The following is an 18,559-nucleotide window of genomic DNA, read 5'->3' on the forward strand; positions in this document are numbered from 1 at the left end:
GTTTTGTAACATTTTCAAAGCAAATTGACTTTTTGTTTTTGCATTAAAAACTTATATTTGCCTAAAAATTATCACACATGACTTCATTACAAACAATTATAGAACAAGCCTGGGAAAACAGAGCTTTGTTACAAGAAGAAACAACAACAAAAGCCATCAGAGAGGTTATAGAATTATTAGACTCTGGTAAATTACGTGTTGCTGAACCAAAAGGAGATGCATGGCAAGTAAACGAATGGGTTAAAAAAGCAGTAGTTATGTATTTCCCTATTCAAAAAATGGAAACATGGGAAGCGGGAATTTTTGAATACCATGACAAAATGGAATTGAAAAAAGACTATGCTGCCAAAGGAATTCGTGTAGTTCCAGGAGCATCTGCTCGTTATGGAGCTTATATTTCAAGTGGCGTAATTATGATGCCTAGTTATATCAATATAGGTGCTTATGTAGACGAAGGAACTATGGTAGATACCTGGGCAACAGTAGGAAGTTGTGCTCAAATAGGTAAAAATGTACATTTAAGTGGCGGAGTAGGAATTGGTGGGGTTCTTGAACCTTTACAAGCTGCGCCGGTAATTATTGAAGACGGTGCCTTTATAGGTTCTCGTTGTATTGTTGTTGAAGGAGTTCATGTTGGGAAAGAAGCTGTTCTTGGTGCTAACGTTTGTTTGACTGCATCTACAAAAATTATTGACGTAACTGGTGATGAACCAGTGGAGATGAAAGGTTTTGTTCCTGCTCGTTCAGTAGTAATTCCAGGAAGCTATACTAAAAAGTTTGCAGCTGGTGAATTTCAAGTTCCTTGCGCATTAATCATTGGTACTCGCAAGCCATCTACTGATTTAAAAACATCTTTAAATAACGCTTTACGCGAATATGACGTAGCGGTTTAAATTTATTTTGTAATAAAATATTATATTGTATATTCCTCCCTCAAAAAGGGAGGTTTTTTTATCTTATGAAAATACTAGTTATACAGCAAAAAATGATTGGGGACGTATTGGTAAGTAGCATCATATGCAACAACCTTAGACTCGCCTACCCTGATGCTCAAATTGATTATTTGGTGTATGAATCAACAACTCCTGTTTTAGAAGGCAACCCAAATATTGATACGATTATTCGTTTTGAAGAAAAGCATCGAAAAAGCAAAAAAGAATTCCTAAATTTAGCCCTCGAACTTAGAGCTAATAAGTACGATTTAGTAGTTGACGCCTATTCAAAATTAGAGAGCTGGTTAATGGTATTATTAAGCGGTGCCAAAAGAAAAATATCTTACAAGAAAAAAGGACGCACTTTTCTATATACTGACAATGTGCCGTTTGAGGAATTCCCAAAAACTAATCTGGGTTTAGCGATTGAAAGAAGATTATCGCTTCTAGAACCGCTTCATTTATCAGTAAAGATTGATCCTCTACCAAAACTATTTGTTACTCCCGAAGAAAATCAACACGCTATTGCCCTTTTTAAACAACATCGGCTTAAAAAAGATAGAAAAACGGTTATGATTAGCCTTTTGGGTAGTGAAAACTTAAAGACCTATCCATTAAACTACATGACATCTGTTGTTGACACTATTGCTGACAATGCTGATGTGAATATACTTTTCAATTATTTTCCAAAGCAAATCAACGATGCTAAAATTGTTTTTGACAATTGTAAACCATCGACCCAAGAAAAAATATATTTTGATTTATTGGGCGGTGATTTGAGAGCATTTATTGGCGTATTGAATCAATGTGATCTCATTATTGGCAACGATGGCGGAGCCATAAACATGGCAAAAGCACTAGGAAAACCCTCTTTTATTATCTTTTCTCCATGGATTGAAAAGAAAATCTGGGCCACATTAGAAGATGGAATTCAACACGTTTCAGTACATTTAAATGATTACAAACCGGAGCTGTTATCAAAAAAAACAGAGAAGGAACTTAAACAGGACGCTCTCTCCTTATATAAAGAATTTAAACTCCAATTATTTAAAGATAAACTAAAGTCTTTTCTACTAAAGAATCTATCCGATGTCAATTAATAGAAATAGAGACAGAATATCATCCAATAAAGTATTTTTGAGTGCCTTAATTATTACCCATAATGAGGAGCATAATATAAAAAATGTATTAAGCAATTTGGATTTTGCCGATGAGATAATTGTCGTGGATTCTTATAGTACAGATAAAACGGTATCGATCGCGACTGCCCATAAGAATGTAAGAGTGATACAACATACATTTGAAAATTATCCCACCCAAAGAAATTATGCCATTAGCCTAGCTAGTCATTCCTGGATTCTTTTTTTGGATGCCGATGAACGAATTACCGCTGAACTAAAAGAGGAGATCATTAGAACTATTCATGACACAGATTCCTTCTCAGCCTATTACTGCTACCGCACCTTCATGTTTAAAAACACTAAGCTTCGCTTTAGCGGATGGCAAACTGATAGAATTATGAGAATTTTCAATAAAGAAAAAGCCCTATATGATTTAGAAAAGATTGTTCATGAAAAATTAACAGTTAGCGGAAAAACTGGCAAACTGAAAAACAAACTGATTCATTACTCGTATCGCAGTTACAATGATTACAAACAAAAAATGGATGCTTACGGAAAGTTAAAAGCAATAGAAGAATTTAACAAAGGAACAAAACCGACTTTTTTCCATTTTTACCTCAGACCGATATATCAATTTTTATATCAATACATCATTAGAATGGGTATATTAGACGGTCAAAAAGGGATTGTTATTTGTTATTTAAATGCCTATAGTGTTTATATTCGTTTTCAGGAATTGAAAAAAATCCGAGTAAACAACTAAGATTTCCAAAACTTCAATTTCTTTTTCAACCTGCGTTTTCTCGCAAATTCATCCTGAAACTGAATGGTAAATTGCCACATTTTTTCAAACACTTCACTTTCACTTTCCGTGTAATATTTAGCATACTCGTTACTCATTACGGCAATCATTTCCTTCTTTGGCGTAAGCCTACTGAAGTTTTTCATTCGCATATCAAAATCCATTGATTCATGAAAATTCATACGGTTTAAATCCACTAGGTAAAAACTATAGGTATTATTCTCTTCATTCTTAATCAATGTATTTCCTGGAGAATGATCTAAGAATTCTATCCCTTTTTCATGTAAATCGAAAGTGAATTTTGTAAACTGTCTTAAAATGTTCTCATTATCTGGATAATCTGGAATTTCTACTAATTCTCTAAAAGTAAGATTAGCTTCTAAATGTTCGCTAACATAATAACTATCTCTTAAGCCTATGCTATTAAAATTCTCAAAGTAAGCCAATGGTTGTGGCGTACCTATCCCATTTTTCAACAAAATAGTAGCATATTCAAACGAACGCTTAGCCTTAGATTTTCTAAAATACTTATAGGCTATTTTATTAACGATATTCGGAATCTTGAAGGATTTGATATTGATTGTCTTCCCATCTAAGTCAAACAATTTAATTACGTTTCTGTCTCCATCTCCAAAAACAGTTCCTAGATCAGAATTGAATTCTTTAATAAAGCGAAGGATTTCCTTAGAGTTTTGAACCGCATTCGAAAACATCAGTTTTATCGTCATTTTTATTTTTTTAAGTACTTTATTTTATGCTTTAAAAAAGCAATCCTAGTTTAGAGATGGGATAAAAAACAGCAAAATCCAAATAAATCTGTGCCATTTTAGAAAACCTCTAGAGTTACAAGCAAATTTCAAATTCAAATTCTCAAACCACTACTAAGCAACAAAACTACACATACCATTTTAGACTTCAAATTATTATTGTAATTTCGGCAAAAAAATAACAATGACTATATTACATGTGTCAGCTGTAAAAAATTGGGGTGGCGGCGAAAATCATATTGAAAACCTTTGTTTCGAATTAAAAGCTACTCATCCAGAGGTCAAAAATATTGTTTTATGCGTTGAAAACGGCCTTTTTCATAGTCGCCTCATGAAAACTGACATTACGTATGAGACAGCTCCTTTAGCCTATAATTTAGACATCCGATTTTCTAAAAAAATCATTGCAATCTGTAAAGAAAATAAAGTTGATGTAATTCACATTCATGATCCCTCAGCTATTGCTTTATGCATTATTGCTGACAAACTTTATAGCTTACCTCCTTTTGTCTTTAGTAAAAAGACCTCTTTTCCAATAAAAAAGAAGAAGTTAACTCTTTATAAGTACAACTATCCAAAAATCAAAAAATATTTTTGCGTTTCTAATGAAACAAAAAGGGTTACCGAAGAGTCCATTTATGATAAAAATAAGCTTATCACTATTTATCACGGAACGAATTTAAAAAATAAAAGTACAGAGACTCCTTTTTTACTGCGTGAAAAATTTGCTATAGATCATGCTAAAAAAATTATTGGAATCATAGGCAATCACATTCGAGCTAAAAATTTTGAAACGCTAATTGAAACGGTCAACATAATAATCAACGAAGAAAAAAGAACAGATATTGTTTTTGTCCAAATTGGAAATTTCACAGAAAGAACGCCAGAATTATTAGAATCTGTTAAGAAATACAACTTAGAAAAGGACATTGTTTTTTTAGGTTATACCCCTAATGCATCTAATTTCATTCCGCAATTTGACGCATTATTGGTCACTTCTCAAAGCGAAGGAATACCTCAGGTAATCTTTGAAAGTTTTTACCATAAAAAACCTGTCATAAGTACAAGCGTAGGCGGGATTCCGGAAATTATCGAAGATGGTGTTAATGGATTATTAGCCCCGAAACACGATCCAAAAGTTTTAGCTGAAAAAATAATTCATTTATTTGACAGCCCAGAACTAATTCCTAGTTTCACTTCAATCTCACACGAAAAACAGCTAAGTCTATATACTACCACTATTATGGCTGAAAAAACATTAGAACAATATAAAAAAATTATCGATGGAAAATCTTAACGAAGAAATACATAAAGCATTCGAAGTCATAAAAGAAGGCGGAATAATCCTCTACCCTACAGACACTGTTTGGGGAATTGGCTGTGATGCTACAAACCCAGAGGCAGTTGCTAAAATCTTCAAGCTAAAAAAAAGAGTAGAAACCCAAAGCATGATTGTTTTGATGAATGGGGAAAGAATGATGTACAACGTCTTTAAAGATATTCCTGAAGTCGCCTGGCAAATCATGGATTTATCTGAAAACCCTACCACAATCATCTTGGACAGCCCGAGAAACGTTGCTCCTAATTTAATCGCTCCAGATAAAACTTTAGGAATCAGAATCGTAAAAGAACCTTTCTGTTTCAAATTATTGGAGAAGATGAAAAAGCCATTGGTTTCCACATCGGCAAATATTTCAGGGCAACCTACTCCAAAAAGTTTTAAAGAAATCAGTCCAGAGATTATCAAAGGTGTGGACTATGTTGTAAATTTGCACCACGATAAAATTGCCGGAAAACCATCTACAATTATAAAATTGTCGAATGATGCCCAGGTAAAAGTGATTAGAAAATAGTTTTATAACACCGCAGATTCACAGATTTTTTTCAAGAAAGGTATAAACAAAGATTTAAAAATTTATGTCTCAGTATTTATTTGAACAAGAAACATATCAGATAATTGGAATTTTATTTGAAGTACATAAAAACCTAGGAAAAGGATTCTCTGAAATAGTATATAAAGATGCTTTAGAATTTGAGTTTAATAGTGCTCAAATTCCATTTGAAAGAGAAAAAGAATATGCAGTAAGTTACAAAGACACTATTTTGAAACATAAATTTTACGCAGATTTTATAGTTTTTGACAATATAATTCTTGAAATAAAATCTTGCGAGTCTTTTAGTAATAGTCATATTTCACAGTGTCTTAATTATCTAAAAGTATCTGGAAATGAATTAGCCATTTTAGCTAATTTCAATAAACCCTCGTTAGAACACAAAAGAATAGTACTGTCTAAAAATTAACTAAAATCATTTTTAAAAATCAGCGAATCCGCGGCAAAAAACAAATTCGTGGCGAATAAAAAATAATGAATTACACAAAAGCCTTAAATAATAGAATTTTCGAAGTCATTTCACAAGCTTCCCAAGAACTTAACGTTGATAGTTATGTCATTGGCGGATTTGTGCGAGATTTGATATTAAAAAGAGATTTTAAAAAAGACATCGATATTGTTGCCGTAGGTAGCGGAATCGAGTTAGCCTTAAAAGTATCTCAATTACTTCCGAACAAACCAAAAGTTCAGGTATTCAAAACCTACGGCACAGCCATGTTGCGTTTTGAAGATACCGAAATTGAGTTTGTAGGAGCCCGAAAAGAGTCCTATCATTTTGAAAGTCGCAATCCAGTTGTAGAAAACGGGACATTAAAAGACGATCAAGACCGTCGTGACTTCACAATCAATGCACTGGCAATTTCATTGAATTCAAGTAGTTTTGGAGAACTTCTTGATCCATTTGATGGTCTGAAGGACATGAAAAGTAAGATCTTAAAAACACCTCTTGACCCAGATATCACTTATTCTGACGATCCTCTAAGAATGTTGCGAGCGATCCGTTTTTCAAATCAATTGGGTTTTGAAATAGAAGCAAAATCATTCCAATCCATTGCAAAAAACGCAGAAAGAATTAAAATTATTTCAGGAGAACGCATCGTTGACGAGTTGAATAAAATCCTATCGACTAACAAACCCTCTGAGGGGTTTTTACTGTTATATAAAACGGGACTCTTAGACATTATCTTACCAGAACTAACCGCCTTGAACCAAGTAGAAGAAATAGAAGGTCAAACTCATAAAAACAATTTTTATCACACACTTGAGGTCGTAGACAATATATGTCCAAACACTGATGATGTATGGCTTCGATGGGCCGCTTTATTGCACGATATAGGAAAAGCGCCAACTAAGCGTTTCAACAAGAAACAAGGATGGACTTTTCATGGACATGAGTTTCTAGGCGGAAAAATGGTCAAAAAAATATTTGAACGTTTGCACATGCCGTTGAACCAAAAAATGAAATTTGTTCAAAAAATGGTAATGATGAGCTCGCGTCCTATTGTTTTATCACAGGAAACGGTTACAGATTCTGCTGTCCGTCGTTTGGTATTTGATGCAGGAGAAGATGTAGAGAACTTAATGACCTTGTGTGAGGCTGATATTACTACTAAGAACCCAAGTAAATTCAAGAAATACCACAATAATTTTGAAATCGTTCGAAAGAAAATTGTAGAAGTAGAAGAGCGCGATCAGGTACGTAATTTTCAACCTCCAATAACAGGAGAAGAGATTATGAAGATTTTCGACCTGAAGCCTTCAAAAGAGATAGGAATGCTTAAAGAAGCCATAAAAGAGGCCATATTAGAAGGAGAAATCGCTAATGAATACCAATCTGCTTATGACTTCATGCTAAAAAGAGCCAAAAAAATTGGGCTAAAGATTAACGATTGTTGAGTTAAGATTTTCTGTAATTTAAAATATCTTTGCCAAAATTAGTTTCAAAATGAAAAAAGAGAATAGATCTGTTATTATTTGGTTATTATCCGGTTGTGTCTTATTATTTTTAATGGTCACCGTAGGAGGAATTACAAGATTAACCAATTCCGGCTTATCAATGACCGACTGGCATTTAGTTACAGATACTTTTCCCCCATTATCAGAAGCTAAGTGGCAAGAAGCATTTGAAGAATACAAGAAGTTCCCTGAATATCAAAAAATCAATATTCATAACGACTTCCAACTCTCGGATTATAAGTTTATTTATTTCTGGGAGTGGTTTCACCGCTTTATTGGCCGCATAATCGGATTAGTATTTATAGTTCCTTTTATTTATTTTTTAATCCAAAAGAAACTAGACAAAGCAACAATAAAAAAATCTATCGTCCTTCTAGGAATGGGTGCTTTCCAGGGATTTTTAGGATGGTTTATGGTTCGAAGTGGTTTAATCAATGATCCAGACGTGAGTCATTTCAGACTGTCCCTACACCTTACTTTTGCGTTTATTACCTTTGCTTATACTTTTTGGGTAGCCTTAGATTTAATCTATCCTAATCGAAAAAACAGCGTACAACCTTTAAAAACAATCGCGAGATACGCTTTAGTTTTTTTGCTCATTCAAATTATTTATGGCGGTTTTGTTGCGGGATTAAATGCGGGATTAATTCACAACCATTGGCCAATGATGAATGATGGACAATTCATCCATGACAGTGTTTTTCTAGAACAAAAAAACTTACTATTAAGCTTTACAGAAGGCAAAAGTGGCGTGCAATTTATCCACCGAACCCTAGCTTATTTGGTCGTTGGTTTTATAGTTTTTCTTTACTTTAAAAGTAGAAAACGCACTTTAGACCGCGGACAATCCCGAGGTATAAATCTACTTGTAATTCTTGTTTTTGCACAGTTTGCATTAGGGGTTTTTACCTTGTTATATGGTGTACCATTATGGTTAGGACTAACTCATCAAATCAATGCTTTTTTTCTTTTATCAGCTATGACATTTACTTTACATAGGTTGTCAAAATAACAACTTATCGCTATATTTACCTCTGACTATATTGTCACATTTATCTTTGTTCCTATAAAAAATGTCTAAACTTGCTGCCCAAGATAGCTTCCTTGACCTATCAGATTACGGAAGACCTTTTGGAAAAATGCTCGCAAATCAGTTGAAAAATACTCGATTTACGCCTATTCATGTCACCCTTCTTTTTGGCATGTCTGGACTACTTGCGATTTACTGTATTTTGGAAAATCACTATTACCTCGCTGGTTTTTTCATCATTTTAAAATCAGGTATCGATGCTGCTGATGGCGAACTCGCTCGGTTAAAAAACACCCCTTCTTATACCGGAAGATACCTCGACAGTGTGTTTGACATCGTCTTAAACTTCCTTTTTCTAAGCGCTATTTGCTACGTTTCAGAGACCTCTTTCCTGCTGACTTTGGTCGCCTTTTTTTGTATTCAATTGCAAGGAACTTTATACAATTATTACTATGTAATTTTGAGAAATAAATCAGTAGGAGGAGATAAAACGAGCAAGATTTTCGAATACAAATCACCTAGGGCATTAGCCGGTGAAACTCAAAAATCAGTCGATATTTTGTTCAAAATATACACAGTCGTTTATGGAGTCTTTGACAAGATTATTCACACTTTCGACAGCAAAGCGTACAAGGTAAAAACATTTCCAAACTGGTTCATGACTATCGTCTCATTGTATGGACTAGGGTTTCAATTACTGATAATATCGCTACTTTTAGCAATGGATTATATCGAATATATTGTCCCTTTTTTTATTGGATATTCTTTCCTTATATTTGTCATGATTGGTGTAAGAAAATCCTTTTTTAAGATCTAAAAGCCACCATAGGCAAAATCTATATCGAATAATAATTAAACTATTTACCAGCACATTAAGACACATTACCTACCTTTTTTATTCAACTAAACAAACTGCCTTTCAAAAATCCACAATTAAAGTAATTCCATAATAATTTCAACGAATTATATAACACTTTTTCTTTTCCTTTTTTTGAACTTTGTAAAAGATATTTTATTAACTATTAAAGTATACAATTATGCCGAACTCAGAAGAAATTAAAGGAAACTGGAATGAAATGAAAGGTAAATTAAAACAAAAATTTGCCGACCTTACTGATGACGATTTGTTATTTGAAGAAGGACAAGAAGATGAAATGTGGGGAAAACTACAACAAAAATTAGGTAAAACTAAAAAAGAGATTAAATCATTATTTGAGTAATTAAAGGATTGCTTAGTATTAAAAAACGGCTTCAAAAAACAGCTTTATTTTGCGTGTCTATTCAAACAAAATACAGCGACTTTCGAAACCGTTTTTTTTGTGCTTTTTTACTACCCAATCCATACCTTAAAATCGGCTACTTTTTCTCTACTTACTATAACCTCATCTTCTCCATAAGAAGGTAAAATCACTTTCAATCGAGAGTTACTATAAAGTACAATTTCTTTAATTGCTTTCATAGAAATTATGAATTTTCGACTTATTCTATAAAATTCCTTTGTATCTAATTCCTGTTCTAAAACTTCTAAAGTTGATTCAACAAGGTAATTTCTATTGTCGAATGTGTGAATATAAGTCCCTTTATTTTCGCTGAAAAAACATTCGATTTCTTCAATCGAAATAACTTTCAAATACTGACCTATTTTTACAGTGAACCTTTTTTTGTATTCTTTCTCAAAAGGATTTCCTAACATTTTTTTTATCTCATCAAAATCCAATTGTAACTTTTCTTTTTTGGGCAGTCGCTGTTTAAATTTAGAAATTGCCTGCTCTAAATCCTCCTCGTCAATTGGTTTTAAAAGATAGTCAATACTGTTTAATTTGAACGCTCGTAAAGCAAATTCATCGTATGCTGTTGTAAAAATTATAGCACTCTTAATTTCGACTTTTTCAAAAATTTCAAATGACAATCCATCCGATAATTGTATGTCTAAAAAAATTAAATCCGGATGCTCATTTTTAGAAAACCAAGCGATGGATTCTTCAACAGAATGAAGCATCACTTCTACCTCAACATTTAGTTTTTCGAGCTTTCTTTGCAACAGTCTTGCAGCTGGTTTTTCGTCTTCAATTATGATTGTAATCATAGTTTTAAATTTAAATTATTAGGCAGGCTGATTTTTAATTTTTATTAAAGGATTAATCAAAAACATGCTTTTCTAGTGATTTCCAATTTTGCTTAATATCTATTTTTGGATTCGAACAAAGATACACTGGGATATTATTTTCCTCATCAATAGCATATTTGTGTTTTATCATTTTTACTAATTTGAAATCAGAAAAAACACGTGCAACGGCTTCTTCTTCATTTCCTATACTGATGCAAATTTCACCCTTTGTATTTCCAGTTCCCCACGTCCAAAAACTTCCATGACTGGATACTGGATTAGGCAAGTTGTATTTCTTTCCTAGTATTTCAATTGCACCTGCTTCTCCATAATTCTCCGCCCATATCATGCATTTTTCTCTTTGGTTTAAAGGTAATGATTGATAAAGGCTATCCACTAATTGCACTTGCTCCTCCCAACCAAACATATCAGCAAAATCATCCGTAATTATCACACGCCCATTTTTTTCCGGTTTTAGATCTAAATAAGATACATAAGTTGAAATGGGAAGAATAGGAATGGCGCTAGGTATAAAAGGAATTACAGGCAAAATTAGAAGGGCGGCAACGGCATAATTCCATTTTGGTTTACGTTGCAGTAATTTTTCAATTTTCACTGCGCCCGCAGCAAATAAAACAGGGTATATTGCGAAGAAATAATAGCCTTTTGACTGTGTTGTCCACATGATGCAAAATATGACCACTGCAGCGATGCCTATTGCCTTATACTTTTTTAAATTCGAATCAAAAAAATAAGCGAACAGTCCGATCAGACTTATCGTCAATGTAAACGGATGTTTCAATTGTTCTACTGCAAAATCAAAAGGTCCTTTTTTGTCTAACTGACTTTCCTTTAATTTTTGTAAATGCAATAGCGCTGGGACGTCATGCTGCCATTGCCAGATAATATTGGGTAAAAAGATTAAAAGAGTGATTAGTCCCGCTGCATAAAATATTTTATTCTTGAACAAGACTCCCTTATCATAAAAGAACAACCCAACAACTATTCCCAATAGCCAGATTAAGAAAGTATATTTATTCATTAGTCCGCAACCAGCGGTTATCCCTAAATAAATAAGAAATTTTACATTTTTAGAATTAAAATATTTAATTAAGAAGTAAAAACCCAATGTCCAAAACAACTGATCGAAGACCACTGGTTGAAACAACATATGATTTCGATAAAAAGGAACAAAGGACAAAACGGTAAGCCCAGCTAACATAATAGCTTTCTTTTTTCCGCCAAGTTCTTTTGCGATTAAACAACACAAAATAAGAATCAAAACACCCGCCAATGTTGCGAAAAACCGAATACCCGATAAAGAGTAACCAAAAATAAAATGAGCCACTTTACCCACCAATGCAATAAAAGGAGGAAACTCAAAATACCCCCAGTCCAAGTGCTCGCTTACAGACAAATGTAGCAGTTCATCCCTATGAAAACCATAATTTCGATTTCCGATTAAATGAATCAGCAATTTAACAAAAGACAAGGCTGCAATAAGAGGTAGATATTTTTTCATTTAGTGATTTAAGGTTGACTTCATTGCCTTTGCGTTTACTCCCATTTATTATTCTTGTCCTTATCCATAAATTCTTGAATTTTATTTTCTTCCCAATTAGATCCAAAAAACACATTTCTTCCAAAAACAGATAATCCATGTGCCACTAAGCCAATTCCCCAGAAGAAAACGGTATTCCAGGTTTGCCATTGCCAAAAAACTTCATCACCAATCATACTTCTGTTAAAAATAGAAATCAATATAAAGGCATTTACCAAGACATAAACCAATAAATGAACATAGAACCCTTTAATCCTTTTTACTCTTTTATACGCTATTTCATAACGTGCATCAGGGCTATCCATGTCTGCACTATGATTTTTGAACATTCTCTTTCTATATCGTCCCATTTCGTTTGAATAAAATTATTGCCAGTTCCCTTTTTGATCTTTCTCTTTTTCTTTGTCCATAAACTCTTTAATTTTTTGCGCTTCCCAGTCTTTTCCTAAAAACGGCATATAGTTAAAGACTTTCATTCCGTGAAAAAACACTCCCACTCCCCAACCTATCATGGGCCAATAGAACCATAAATGATTAGGAGAGGTTAGCAAATTAATTGCTAAAAGTCCCAAATTGACCACTACATAGGCGATCAAATTACCATAAAACCCCTTAATTTCTTCCACTCGCTTTTTAGCTTTAAAATAGCGGTCTTCGTTTTGATATTTATTTTCCATGACTATTTCCATGTTTGTTTATTATCTTCTTTTCGTAAAATCTCCTGAATTTTTCTTTCTTCCCAGTTTGAACTGTACCCAAAAACTTTGAATGCATGCATCGCCAATCCAAAACCCCAACCAGCAGCAGAGAACCAGAACCATTGAAATTGTGGCGAAAATCGTAGATTGATAAAAATCAAAAACGGAATCACAAAACAATAAGAAATCAGGTTTCCATAAAATCCTTTCAACTCATCCACTCTCTTTTTTGCTCTATAATAAGCGTTGCTTTCATTATAATCTGTCGTTGTTTCCATGACTGCTATTTGTTTGGTCAAAATTGGTATTTTAACCGTGAATGTTTTGTCATTTTGCCCAATCAATACTTTCCTGTCGGTTATAATTCCGTATCGATTGATTATATTTTGTAAGCCTACTCCTTTGCGATCTTGCAGTACTTCTTTCTTTTGATAATCATTTTCTACAACTAAATAGCCGTTTTCAACAAAAATCCGAATATGCAATGGCCTTTTTTCACTTACCACATTGTGCTTTACTGTGTTTTCGAGTAACAACTGTAAGGAAAGCGGAACCACTTTGGCTTCCGGGTCAATGATTGATGTGGGTAACTCATAAAACAAACTGTTCTCAAAACGCATTTTAAGTAAATTCATATAGGTTTTGGCGAAAGCCAATTCCTCATCGACTGAAACCAACTCTTTGTCTTTTTGTTCTAATACGTAGCGATAAATCTTAGACAACGAAGTGGTAAATCGCTGCGCATTTTCAGGGTTTTCTTCGATCAAAGAACTCAACACATTCAAACTATTAAAGAGAAAATGAGGATCTATTTGATTCTTTAAACTCTCAAATTTAGCGGATGCAGTTCCAGCAATTATTTTCTGCTCTTTGACTTTGTTCTCATTATAGGCTTTGTAAAAGAAAAGTGCATGAATTCCTAACAGGACAATAAACGAGACAACTGAAGCAACAATATAATTAGAAGGTTTCTCCTCTTTTAAAAATGTACTTAAAGTGTTTTCTTCAATTATTACATCTTCAAAAATCCTTAATAAGAATATTACAAATAAGGAAACAACAAACGAACTTAAAAACCCAATAACCAATCTTTTAACAGCATATCTATTGTTTTTAAAAATAGAATCTAAATACATAAAAAGTATAGCATTCACATAATATAACGCCATCCCATAAAGCAGGGTATACAAGAAATTAACCTTTAAATGATTATCGAAAGTTACTTCACCTCCATTTACAACAGGTATTATTGTTAAAACAATGAATATTAAGATCGATATAAATAAAGCTCTTGGAAATTCCCTTATTAATTTATTCATTTAAGTTTATTATTAAAAAGTTCAATAGTGCCTCTCGGCTTATTTACAATTTTTCTGTGCTATTAATGCTCTATCCAATCCCCATTTTGGAGAGAAAGCAGTTTCAGGTTTAAAAGTAGCAAAAAGTTCGATGGCTTTGTCTATTTGAGTACACATCGGTTTAGTGTCTTGTCCCCAAAACTTAGCTCCACCAATTTCAAACTCCGCTTTAGAGAAAACCACTCTAGGATTATTAGGATCAATGGCCAACGCTTTATTGTAAATTTCGATGGTAGGTCCAGATAACTTTTGTCCATTAGTCATGGGGTCAAAAACGATCCAGGCCGTATTTATCATGGCTTGCATCACGTACAATTCGGCATTATTTTGATCTTTTATCATTTCGACATCCAAAGCGTTTTGTGCTTTCGAAAGTAGTGAATTTATTTTTTCTTTATCTTTTGTTCTAAAAGCGGTGGTTGTATTAACCAAAGCTACATAGTAATTAGGAAGCCAATTTGTTGTTTCTACTGCAGCAATTCTTTCAAATCCATCAGAAGCTTCAGAGTCTTTTTCTTCTTCCCAAAGTTCAAAGGCTTTTCCCATTCCTTGTTCAAACTTGCTTACTTTTGTTTCAGTAGTTGGTGCTTGGCCTTGAGCCGACAATAACGTAATAACGAATAGTGCGAATGCGGTGATTAACTTGGTCATAATTTCTAGTTTTTAAGGTTGATTGATTTTTGATGATTGAAACGAATTGTTAATTTATACTTTAAAAGTATCACAGAAATACTGCTGTAAAAATTTATAATTACTGAACTGTTGAATTTGAAGGATGAACTGCTTAATTAGTTGAAAGTGGCAAACTCACTTTGAGACTTTGATACTTTCAACCTTAAGACTAGCTTACAAATTCTTCAACTGATTGTCTTTTTTATTTTGGCTAATCGTCCAAAAGAATCCCACAAAGAAGAAACGATCAGCAGTAGGCGTAATTTCTTTTCTCTTATAAAAACCGCTGGAGTCAGGAGAATTAGCATAATCATATCCAAAGACGTTTTGCGTTCCCAAAACATTCGAAACAGAGAAGTACAGTATCTTTTGTTGGCTAATTAAATACGCCCAATTGAAGCTTAGATTATTGTACGCTTTCGTTTTTCCGTTCATGAATTGCGTTTCATTTGGATTATTATAGGGTCGTCCCGAACTAAACGAATTTGTAAAACCTACTTGCGAACGCCAATCAGTTATAAAATATTTAGTAACAACAGACAGAGAATGATCAGCTACAAAGCTTGGCGTAGCAGTTGTTGGGTAGTTTTTATAATCCCTTTCGGTATCGATGTATGAGTAGGAAACCCAATATTCTAGATTTTTAATGGACTTACCATCACGCCAAAATAAGTCTAACCCTTTGGCGTAAGCCGACCCTTTATTATTAAAAATCGAATTATAGGCAATCTCTTGCGTATCGTATTTTACTAAATTACTATAATCCTTGTAATAGGCCTCAGCTCTAAAAGTTTGATTATCCTTACTATATTGAAAATTCAGAATGTAATGTGATGTTTTCTCACTTTCAAACTGATGGTATTTAGAATATTTGATGTAATCTCCATTTGGACTTTGAGAAAAATCTCCGTAGGCTATAGAAAACTGACTATTCTTAGCCACTTTGTACGCCATTGAAATTCGTGGCGAAATTGTACTTTCTTCCAGCAAATCATTGTAAGAAGCTCTTAAACCAATTTTAGCAGCAAATTTTTTCGAAAATAAAACATCTGCTTCTGTATATGCTGCCGCAATATTCGAATTATACCCATTCGTTTTTGCTGTTCCCAAATTTTCGGTGAAGCTTTCATCAAATTTAGTACTGAAATAATCAGCTCCAAACGACAACTTAAAATAATTTGAAACATTTTTCTTTAATTTCAATTTTAGATGGGTAGCATTTTCATCGTTATCTACATTGTCTAAATTTAGTCCGATTTTATTTTTGCTATAACCATAACTCATTCCGGTTGTGATTTGCCAATTGGCTCCGAAATTCCCTTTGTACGAAGTATTAAAATATAAATTATCGTTTTTTAAATTTACTCTCATCTTCTCAGCTGAATTTATATTTTCCTGATTAATATCGAATTTAGAAGAATCAAAAGCAGCATAGAGTTTCAGAATTCCGTTGTTGAAGTTATAGCGATACACGCTTTCTCCAGACAACGATTGAAATGGCCTATTCCAGTCCAGATTTTGAGGAATAGCGGCCTGATAAGGCGCTAAATTGGTATAAGAAGCATTTACACTGAGGGAGCTTTTTTTCCATTTTTGGGTGTTTCCTAATCCTAAACCAACGGTCATTAAGGAGACTTCCGTTTTGTTTTGATCGGGATTATCTTCGGTATTTAAAAGTAACACGCTAGACAAGGCTTCACCGTATTCAGCCGAATATCCTCCTGTCGAAAAGGCGATTCCGCTAAACAGAAATGGAGAAAACCGACCGCGTGTAGGCAAATTATTAGTAGTTGCTCCATAAGGTTGCGCTACACGAATACCGTCTACAAAAGTTTGGGTTTCATTTGCTTCTCCGCCACGTACAAATAAACGACCATCTTCACCTACACTTTGTGTTCCTGGCAAAGTTTGTAAAGCGGCAATAATATTCCCTGCAGAACCTGCCGTTGTGACAATATCCACAGGTTTCAAAACTGAAACTCTTGCTTTCTCCCCAGATTCCATTGTTCCTGCAGTGATAACAACGGCATCAAGCGCATTAAAATTTTCTTTTAAAGTGATGGTTTTCTCTTGGAAATTGGCAACATCTATCTCCGTTTTTAAAGTCTCATAGATAAGAAAGCTAACGACTAGTGTTTGATTTCCTGTAGCATCAGTTTCGAATGAAAAATTTCCCTTTTCATTAGTTGTCGCTCCGTCATAACTTCCTTCGATAAAAACATTGGCTCCAGAAACGGGTTTGCCTTTTTGATCAACTACTTTTCCCGAAAGCTTTGTTTGGGAAAATAGAAAAGTGGTAAAAAATAAAATGATTACTGTTGTGATTGATTTCATGAGGTTTGATTTTGATACTCCAAATGTATTTTGATTGTCTCTTTTTAAAAACTTAAACTAACTGAACTGTCAAATTATAGGGATGAGTTGTACTGGATTTTATTTTCTGCTATATTTACAGCAAATCGCCATGGTTAACGCAACCCCTAGCTATCGGGGTTGAGAAGGCATACCCAAAAAAGAATTAGAAACGAAATGATCAATAGAATATGAAAACGGAAAAAGAAAAAATGATTTCTGGAGAACATTATCTGGCTGGCGATTCGGTTTTAGTAAAAGATCGACGAAGAGCTAAAAACCTGCTGCATCGATTGAATGTTACCGAATATAGAATTACTAAAAAAGCACGTGAAATAATAAAGGAATTAATTCCAAATGCAGGCGCTAACCTCTATATTGAGCCGCCTTTTCATTGTGATTATGGTTATAATATTAGCTGTGGAGAAAATGTCTTCTTTAATGTTAATTGCGTCGTTCTTGACTGTGCTCCAGTTACCATTGGTTCTAATGTGTTTTTTGCTCCAGGCGTTCAACTTTACACGGCTACTCACCCACTGGATGCTGAATTACGAAAAACGGTTGAAAGTGCGTTACCTATAACTATAGGCGATGATTGCTGGATAGGTGGGAATTCTATAATTTGCCCTGGAATTACTATTGGCAAAGGCTGTGTAATAGGCGCTGGATCTGTGGTTACAAAAGATATCCCAGATAATTCATTGGCGGTAGGAAATCCAGCAAAAGTGATTCGGAAACTAAATCAATAATCTATGTTAGCCTTAAACAAAGTATATCATACTGCCATTATTTGTTCTGATTATAAAAAATCAAAAAGTTTTTATACGCAAATCCTAGGACTGAAAGTAATTCAGGAAATTTATCGAGAAGAACGCGATTCATACAAACTCGATTTAGCTTTAAATGGAAATTATATCATCGAACTTTTCTCCTTTCCTAATCCGCCACAAAGACCGTCCCGTCCAGAAGCTTGTGGCTTACGCCATTTGGCTTTTGAAGTGAATGATATCGAACAAACACGTGATTTTTTAGTAAAAAACAACATCTCTGCAGAAACGATAAGAATAGATGAATATACTGAAAAACGTTTTTTCTTTATCGCTGACCCAGATGGTTTACCTATAGAATTTTATGAATTTTAATTTTGTAAGATTCATTACAACGATTGCAGTCACAAAAATTTCATAAAAAAAATCAACTGTTACTTACTAGCAAGTCTTGTTATATTTTAATTGCTGGATTCAAGTTACTAATGCAACTTTTTGGTTAAACATATAATTTGGTGTTTCAAAATTAAATCTTTTTCTCGGA

General features: G+C 33.7%; 20 protein-coding genes. 12 read left to right on the plus strand and 8 right to left on the minus strand.

The window, feature by feature from the left end:
* The first annotated feature begins 77 nt into the window (after positions 1-77).
* The 3 genes from QO200_RS08700 to QO200_RS08710 all read left to right on the plus strand — a co-directional run bounded on the left by QO200_RS08700 (position 78) and on the right by QO200_RS08710 (position 2,816).
* The gene (locus tag QO200_RS08700) at positions 78-893 is read left to right on the plus strand and encodes a 2,3,4,5-tetrahydropyridine-2,6-dicarboxylate N-succinyltransferase (RefSeq protein WP_371538740.1); all 816 of its coding nucleotides are present in this window, start codon (positions 78-80) and stop codon (positions 891-893) included.
* 65 nt (positions 894-958) lie between these two features.
* The gene (locus QO200_RS08705) at positions 959-2,032 is read left to right on the plus strand and encodes a glycosyltransferase family 9 protein (protein ID WP_371538742.1); all 1,074 of its coding nucleotides are present in this window, start codon (positions 959-961) and stop codon (positions 2,030-2,032) included.
* Entirely contained in the window at positions 2,022-2,816 is a 795-nt protein-coding gene (locus QO200_RS08710; protein ID WP_371538744.1) for a glycosyltransferase family 2 protein, read from the plus strand. The genes QO200_RS08705 and QO200_RS08710 overlap by 11 nt, the downstream gene beginning before the upstream one ends.
* Here the strand turns inward: QO200_RS08710 and QO200_RS08715 are convergent.
* Entirely contained in the window at positions 2,813-3,583 is a 771-nt protein-coding gene (locus QO200_RS08715; RefSeq protein ID WP_371538746.1) for a lipopolysaccharide kinase InaA family protein, read from the minus strand. The two genes, QO200_RS08710 and QO200_RS08715, sit on opposite strands and share 4 nt — an antisense overlap.
* 223 nt (positions 3,584-3,806) lie before the next feature.
* On the opposite strand from QO200_RS08715, the gene QO200_RS08720 reads away from it, so the two are divergent.
* From QO200_RS08720 to QO200_RS08750, 7 genes are all read left to right on the plus strand, one after another.
* The gene (locus QO200_RS08720) at positions 3,807-4,919 is read left to right on the plus strand and encodes a glycosyltransferase family 4 protein (RefSeq protein WP_371538748.1); all 1,113 of its coding nucleotides are present in this window, start codon (positions 3,807-3,809) and stop codon (positions 4,917-4,919) included.
* Complete coding sequence (locus QO200_RS08725; protein WP_371538751.1) at positions 4,906-5,475, plus strand: L-threonylcarbamoyladenylate synthase; 570 nt, start codon at positions 4,906-4,908, stop codon at positions 5,473-5,475. Before QO200_RS08720 ends, QO200_RS08725 begins: the two co-directional genes overlap by 14 nt.
* A 64-nt stretch (positions 5,476-5,539) precedes the next feature.
* On the plus strand, positions 5,540-5,923 hold the full coding sequence (locus QO200_RS08730) for a GxxExxY protein (protein ID WP_371538754.1): 384 nt from the start codon (positions 5,540-5,542) through the stop codon (positions 5,921-5,923).
* A gap of 65 nt (positions 5,924-5,988) precedes the next feature.
* Positions 5,989-7,410: a CCA tRNA nucleotidyltransferase gene (locus QO200_RS08735; protein ID WP_371538756.1), complete on the plus strand. Its 1,422-nt coding sequence runs from the start codon at positions 5,989-5,991 to the stop codon at positions 7,408-7,410.
* Between the two features lie 49 nt (positions 7,411-7,459).
* A complete protein-coding gene (locus QO200_RS08740) occupies positions 7,460-8,482 on the plus strand; it encodes a COX15/CtaA family protein (RefSeq protein ID WP_371538759.1) in 1,023 nt (340 codons plus the stop codon).
* A 61-nt stretch (positions 8,483-8,543) separates the two neighbouring features.
* Positions 8,544-9,317: a CDP-alcohol phosphatidyltransferase family protein gene (locus tag QO200_RS08745; protein ID WP_371538761.1), complete on the plus strand. Its 774-nt coding sequence runs from the start codon at positions 8,544-8,546 to the stop codon at positions 9,315-9,317.
* Between the two features lie 220 nt (positions 9,318-9,537).
* Positions 9,538-9,720 (plus strand): CsbD family protein, encoded by a 183-nt coding sequence (locus QO200_RS08750; protein WP_371538763.1) that lies wholly within the window; start codon positions 9,538-9,540, stop codon positions 9,718-9,720.
* Positions 9,721-9,830: 110 nt separating this feature from the next.
* On the opposite strand, the gene QO200_RS08755 is transcribed toward QO200_RS08750, so the two are convergent.
* The 7 genes from QO200_RS08755 to QO200_RS08785 all read right to left on the minus strand — a co-directional run bounded on the left by QO200_RS08755 (position 9,831) and on the right by QO200_RS08785 (position 17,230).
* Positions 9,831-10,586, minus strand: a complete 756-nt coding sequence (locus QO200_RS08755; protein ID WP_371538765.1) for a LytR/AlgR family response regulator transcription factor — start codon at positions 10,584-10,586, stop codon at positions 9,831-9,833.
* A 52-nt stretch (positions 10,587-10,638) separates the two neighbouring features.
* On the minus strand, positions 10,639-12,129 hold the full coding sequence (locus QO200_RS08760) for an ArnT family glycosyltransferase (RefSeq protein WP_371538767.1): 1,491 nt from the start codon (positions 12,127-12,129) through the stop codon (positions 10,639-10,641).
* 35 nt (positions 12,130-12,164) lie between these two features.
* On the minus strand, positions 12,165-12,518 hold the full coding sequence (locus tag QO200_RS08765) for a 2TM domain-containing protein (protein ID WP_371538770.1): 354 nt from the start codon (positions 12,516-12,518) through the stop codon (positions 12,165-12,167).
* Between the two features lie 15 nt (positions 12,519-12,533).
* A complete protein-coding gene (locus QO200_RS08770; protein WP_371538772.1) occupies positions 12,534-12,857 on the minus strand; it encodes a 2TM domain-containing protein in 324 nt (107 codons plus the stop codon).
* Positions 12,848-14,185: a 2TM domain-containing protein gene (locus QO200_RS08775; RefSeq protein ID WP_371538774.1), complete on the minus strand. Its 1,338-nt coding sequence runs from the start codon at positions 14,183-14,185 to the stop codon at positions 12,848-12,850. Before QO200_RS08775 ends, QO200_RS08770 begins: the two co-directional genes overlap by 10 nt.
* A 39-nt stretch (positions 14,186-14,224) precedes the next feature.
* Entirely contained in the window at positions 14,225-14,875 is a 651-nt protein-coding gene (locus QO200_RS08780; RefSeq protein ID WP_371538776.1) for a hypothetical protein, read from the minus strand.
* A 195-nt stretch (positions 14,876-15,070) separates the two neighbouring features.
* Positions 15,071-17,230: a TonB-dependent receptor domain-containing protein gene (locus QO200_RS08785; protein WP_371538778.1), complete on the minus strand. Its 2,160-nt coding sequence runs from the start codon at positions 17,228-17,230 to the stop codon at positions 15,071-15,073.
* Positions 17,231-17,439: 209 nt separating this feature from the next.
* On the opposite strand from QO200_RS08785, the gene QO200_RS08790 reads away from it, so the two are divergent.
* Together QO200_RS08790 and QO200_RS08795 are read left to right on the plus strand one after the other, a co-directional pair.
* On the plus strand, positions 17,440-17,997 hold the full coding sequence (locus tag QO200_RS08790; RefSeq protein ID WP_371538780.1) for a sugar O-acetyltransferase: 558 nt from the start codon (positions 17,440-17,442) through the stop codon (positions 17,995-17,997).
* A 3-nt stretch (positions 17,998-18,000) separates the two neighbouring features.
* Positions 18,001-18,390 (plus strand): VOC family protein, encoded by a 390-nt coding sequence (locus QO200_RS08795; RefSeq protein ID WP_371538782.1) that lies wholly within the window; start codon positions 18,001-18,003, stop codon positions 18,388-18,390.
* The last annotated feature ends 169 nt before the right edge of the window (positions 18,391-18,559 follow it).

Origin of the sequence: Flavobacterium sp. Arc3, assembly GCF_041431375.1 — a bacterium.
Taxonomy (GTDB): Bacteria; Bacteroidota; Bacteroidia; order Flavobacteriales; family Flavobacteriaceae; genus Flavobacterium.

Coding starts and splice junctions, on each gene's coding strand:
- QO200_RS08745 (WP_371538761.1), top strand. CDS start 8,544: ATGTCTAAACTTGCTGCCCAAGATAGCTTCCTTGACCTATCAGATTAC.
- QO200_RS08790 (WP_371538780.1), top strand. CDS start 17,440: ATGAAAACGGAAAAAGAAAAAATGATTTCTGGAGAACATTATCTGGCT.
- QO200_RS08770 (WP_371538772.1), bottom strand. CDS start 12,857: ATGGAAATAGTCATGGAAAATAAATATCAAAACGAAGACCGCTATTTT.
- QO200_RS08705 (WP_371538742.1), top strand. CDS start 959: ATGAAAATACTAGTTATACAGCAAAAAATGATTGGGGACGTATTGGTA.
- QO200_RS08715 (WP_371538746.1), bottom strand. CDS start 3,583: ATGACGATAAAACTGATGTTTTCGAATGCGGTTCAAAACTCTAAGGAA.
- QO200_RS08730 (WP_371538754.1), top strand. CDS start 5,540: ATGTCTCAGTATTTATTTGAACAAGAAACATATCAGATAATTGGAATT.
- QO200_RS08785 (WP_371538778.1), bottom strand. CDS start 17,230: ATGAAATCAATCACAACAGTAATCATTTTATTTTTTACCACTTTTCTA.
- QO200_RS08755 (WP_371538765.1), bottom strand. CDS start 10,586: ATGATTACAATCATAATTGAAGACGAAAAACCAGCTGCAAGACTGTTG.
- QO200_RS08760 (WP_371538767.1), bottom strand. CDS start 12,129: ATGAAAAAATATCTACCTCTTATTGCAGCCTTGTCTTTTGTTAAATTG.
- QO200_RS08725 (WP_371538751.1), top strand. CDS start 4,906: ATGGAAAATCTTAACGAAGAAATACATAAAGCATTCGAAGTCATAAAA.
- QO200_RS08710 (WP_371538744.1), top strand. CDS start 2,022: ATGTCAATTAATAGAAATAGAGACAGAATATCATCCAATAAAGTATTT.
- QO200_RS08700 (WP_371538740.1), top strand. CDS start 78: ATGACTTCATTACAAACAATTATAGAACAAGCCTGGGAAAACAGAGCT.
- QO200_RS08735 (WP_371538756.1), top strand. CDS start 5,989: ATGAATTACACAAAAGCCTTAAATAATAGAATTTTCGAAGTCATTTCA.
- QO200_RS08740 (WP_371538759.1), top strand. CDS start 7,460: ATGAAAAAAGAGAATAGATCTGTTATTATTTGGTTATTATCCGGTTGT.
- QO200_RS08750 (WP_371538763.1), top strand. CDS start 9,538: ATGCCGAACTCAGAAGAAATTAAAGGAAACTGGAATGAAATGAAAGGT.
- QO200_RS08775 (WP_371538774.1), bottom strand. CDS start 14,185: ATGAATAAATTAATAAGGGAATTTCCAAGAGCTTTATTTATATCGATC.
- QO200_RS08795 (WP_371538782.1), top strand. CDS start 18,001: ATGTTAGCCTTAAACAAAGTATATCATACTGCCATTATTTGTTCTGAT.
- QO200_RS08780 (WP_371538776.1), bottom strand. CDS start 14,875: ATGACCAAGTTAATCACCGCATTCGCACTATTCGTTATTACGTTATTG.
- QO200_RS08720 (WP_371538748.1), top strand. CDS start 3,807: ATGACTATATTACATGTGTCAGCTGTAAAAAATTGGGGTGGCGGCGAA.
- QO200_RS08765 (WP_371538770.1), bottom strand. CDS start 12,518: ATGGGACGATATAGAAAGAGAATGTTCAAAAATCATAGTGCAGACATG.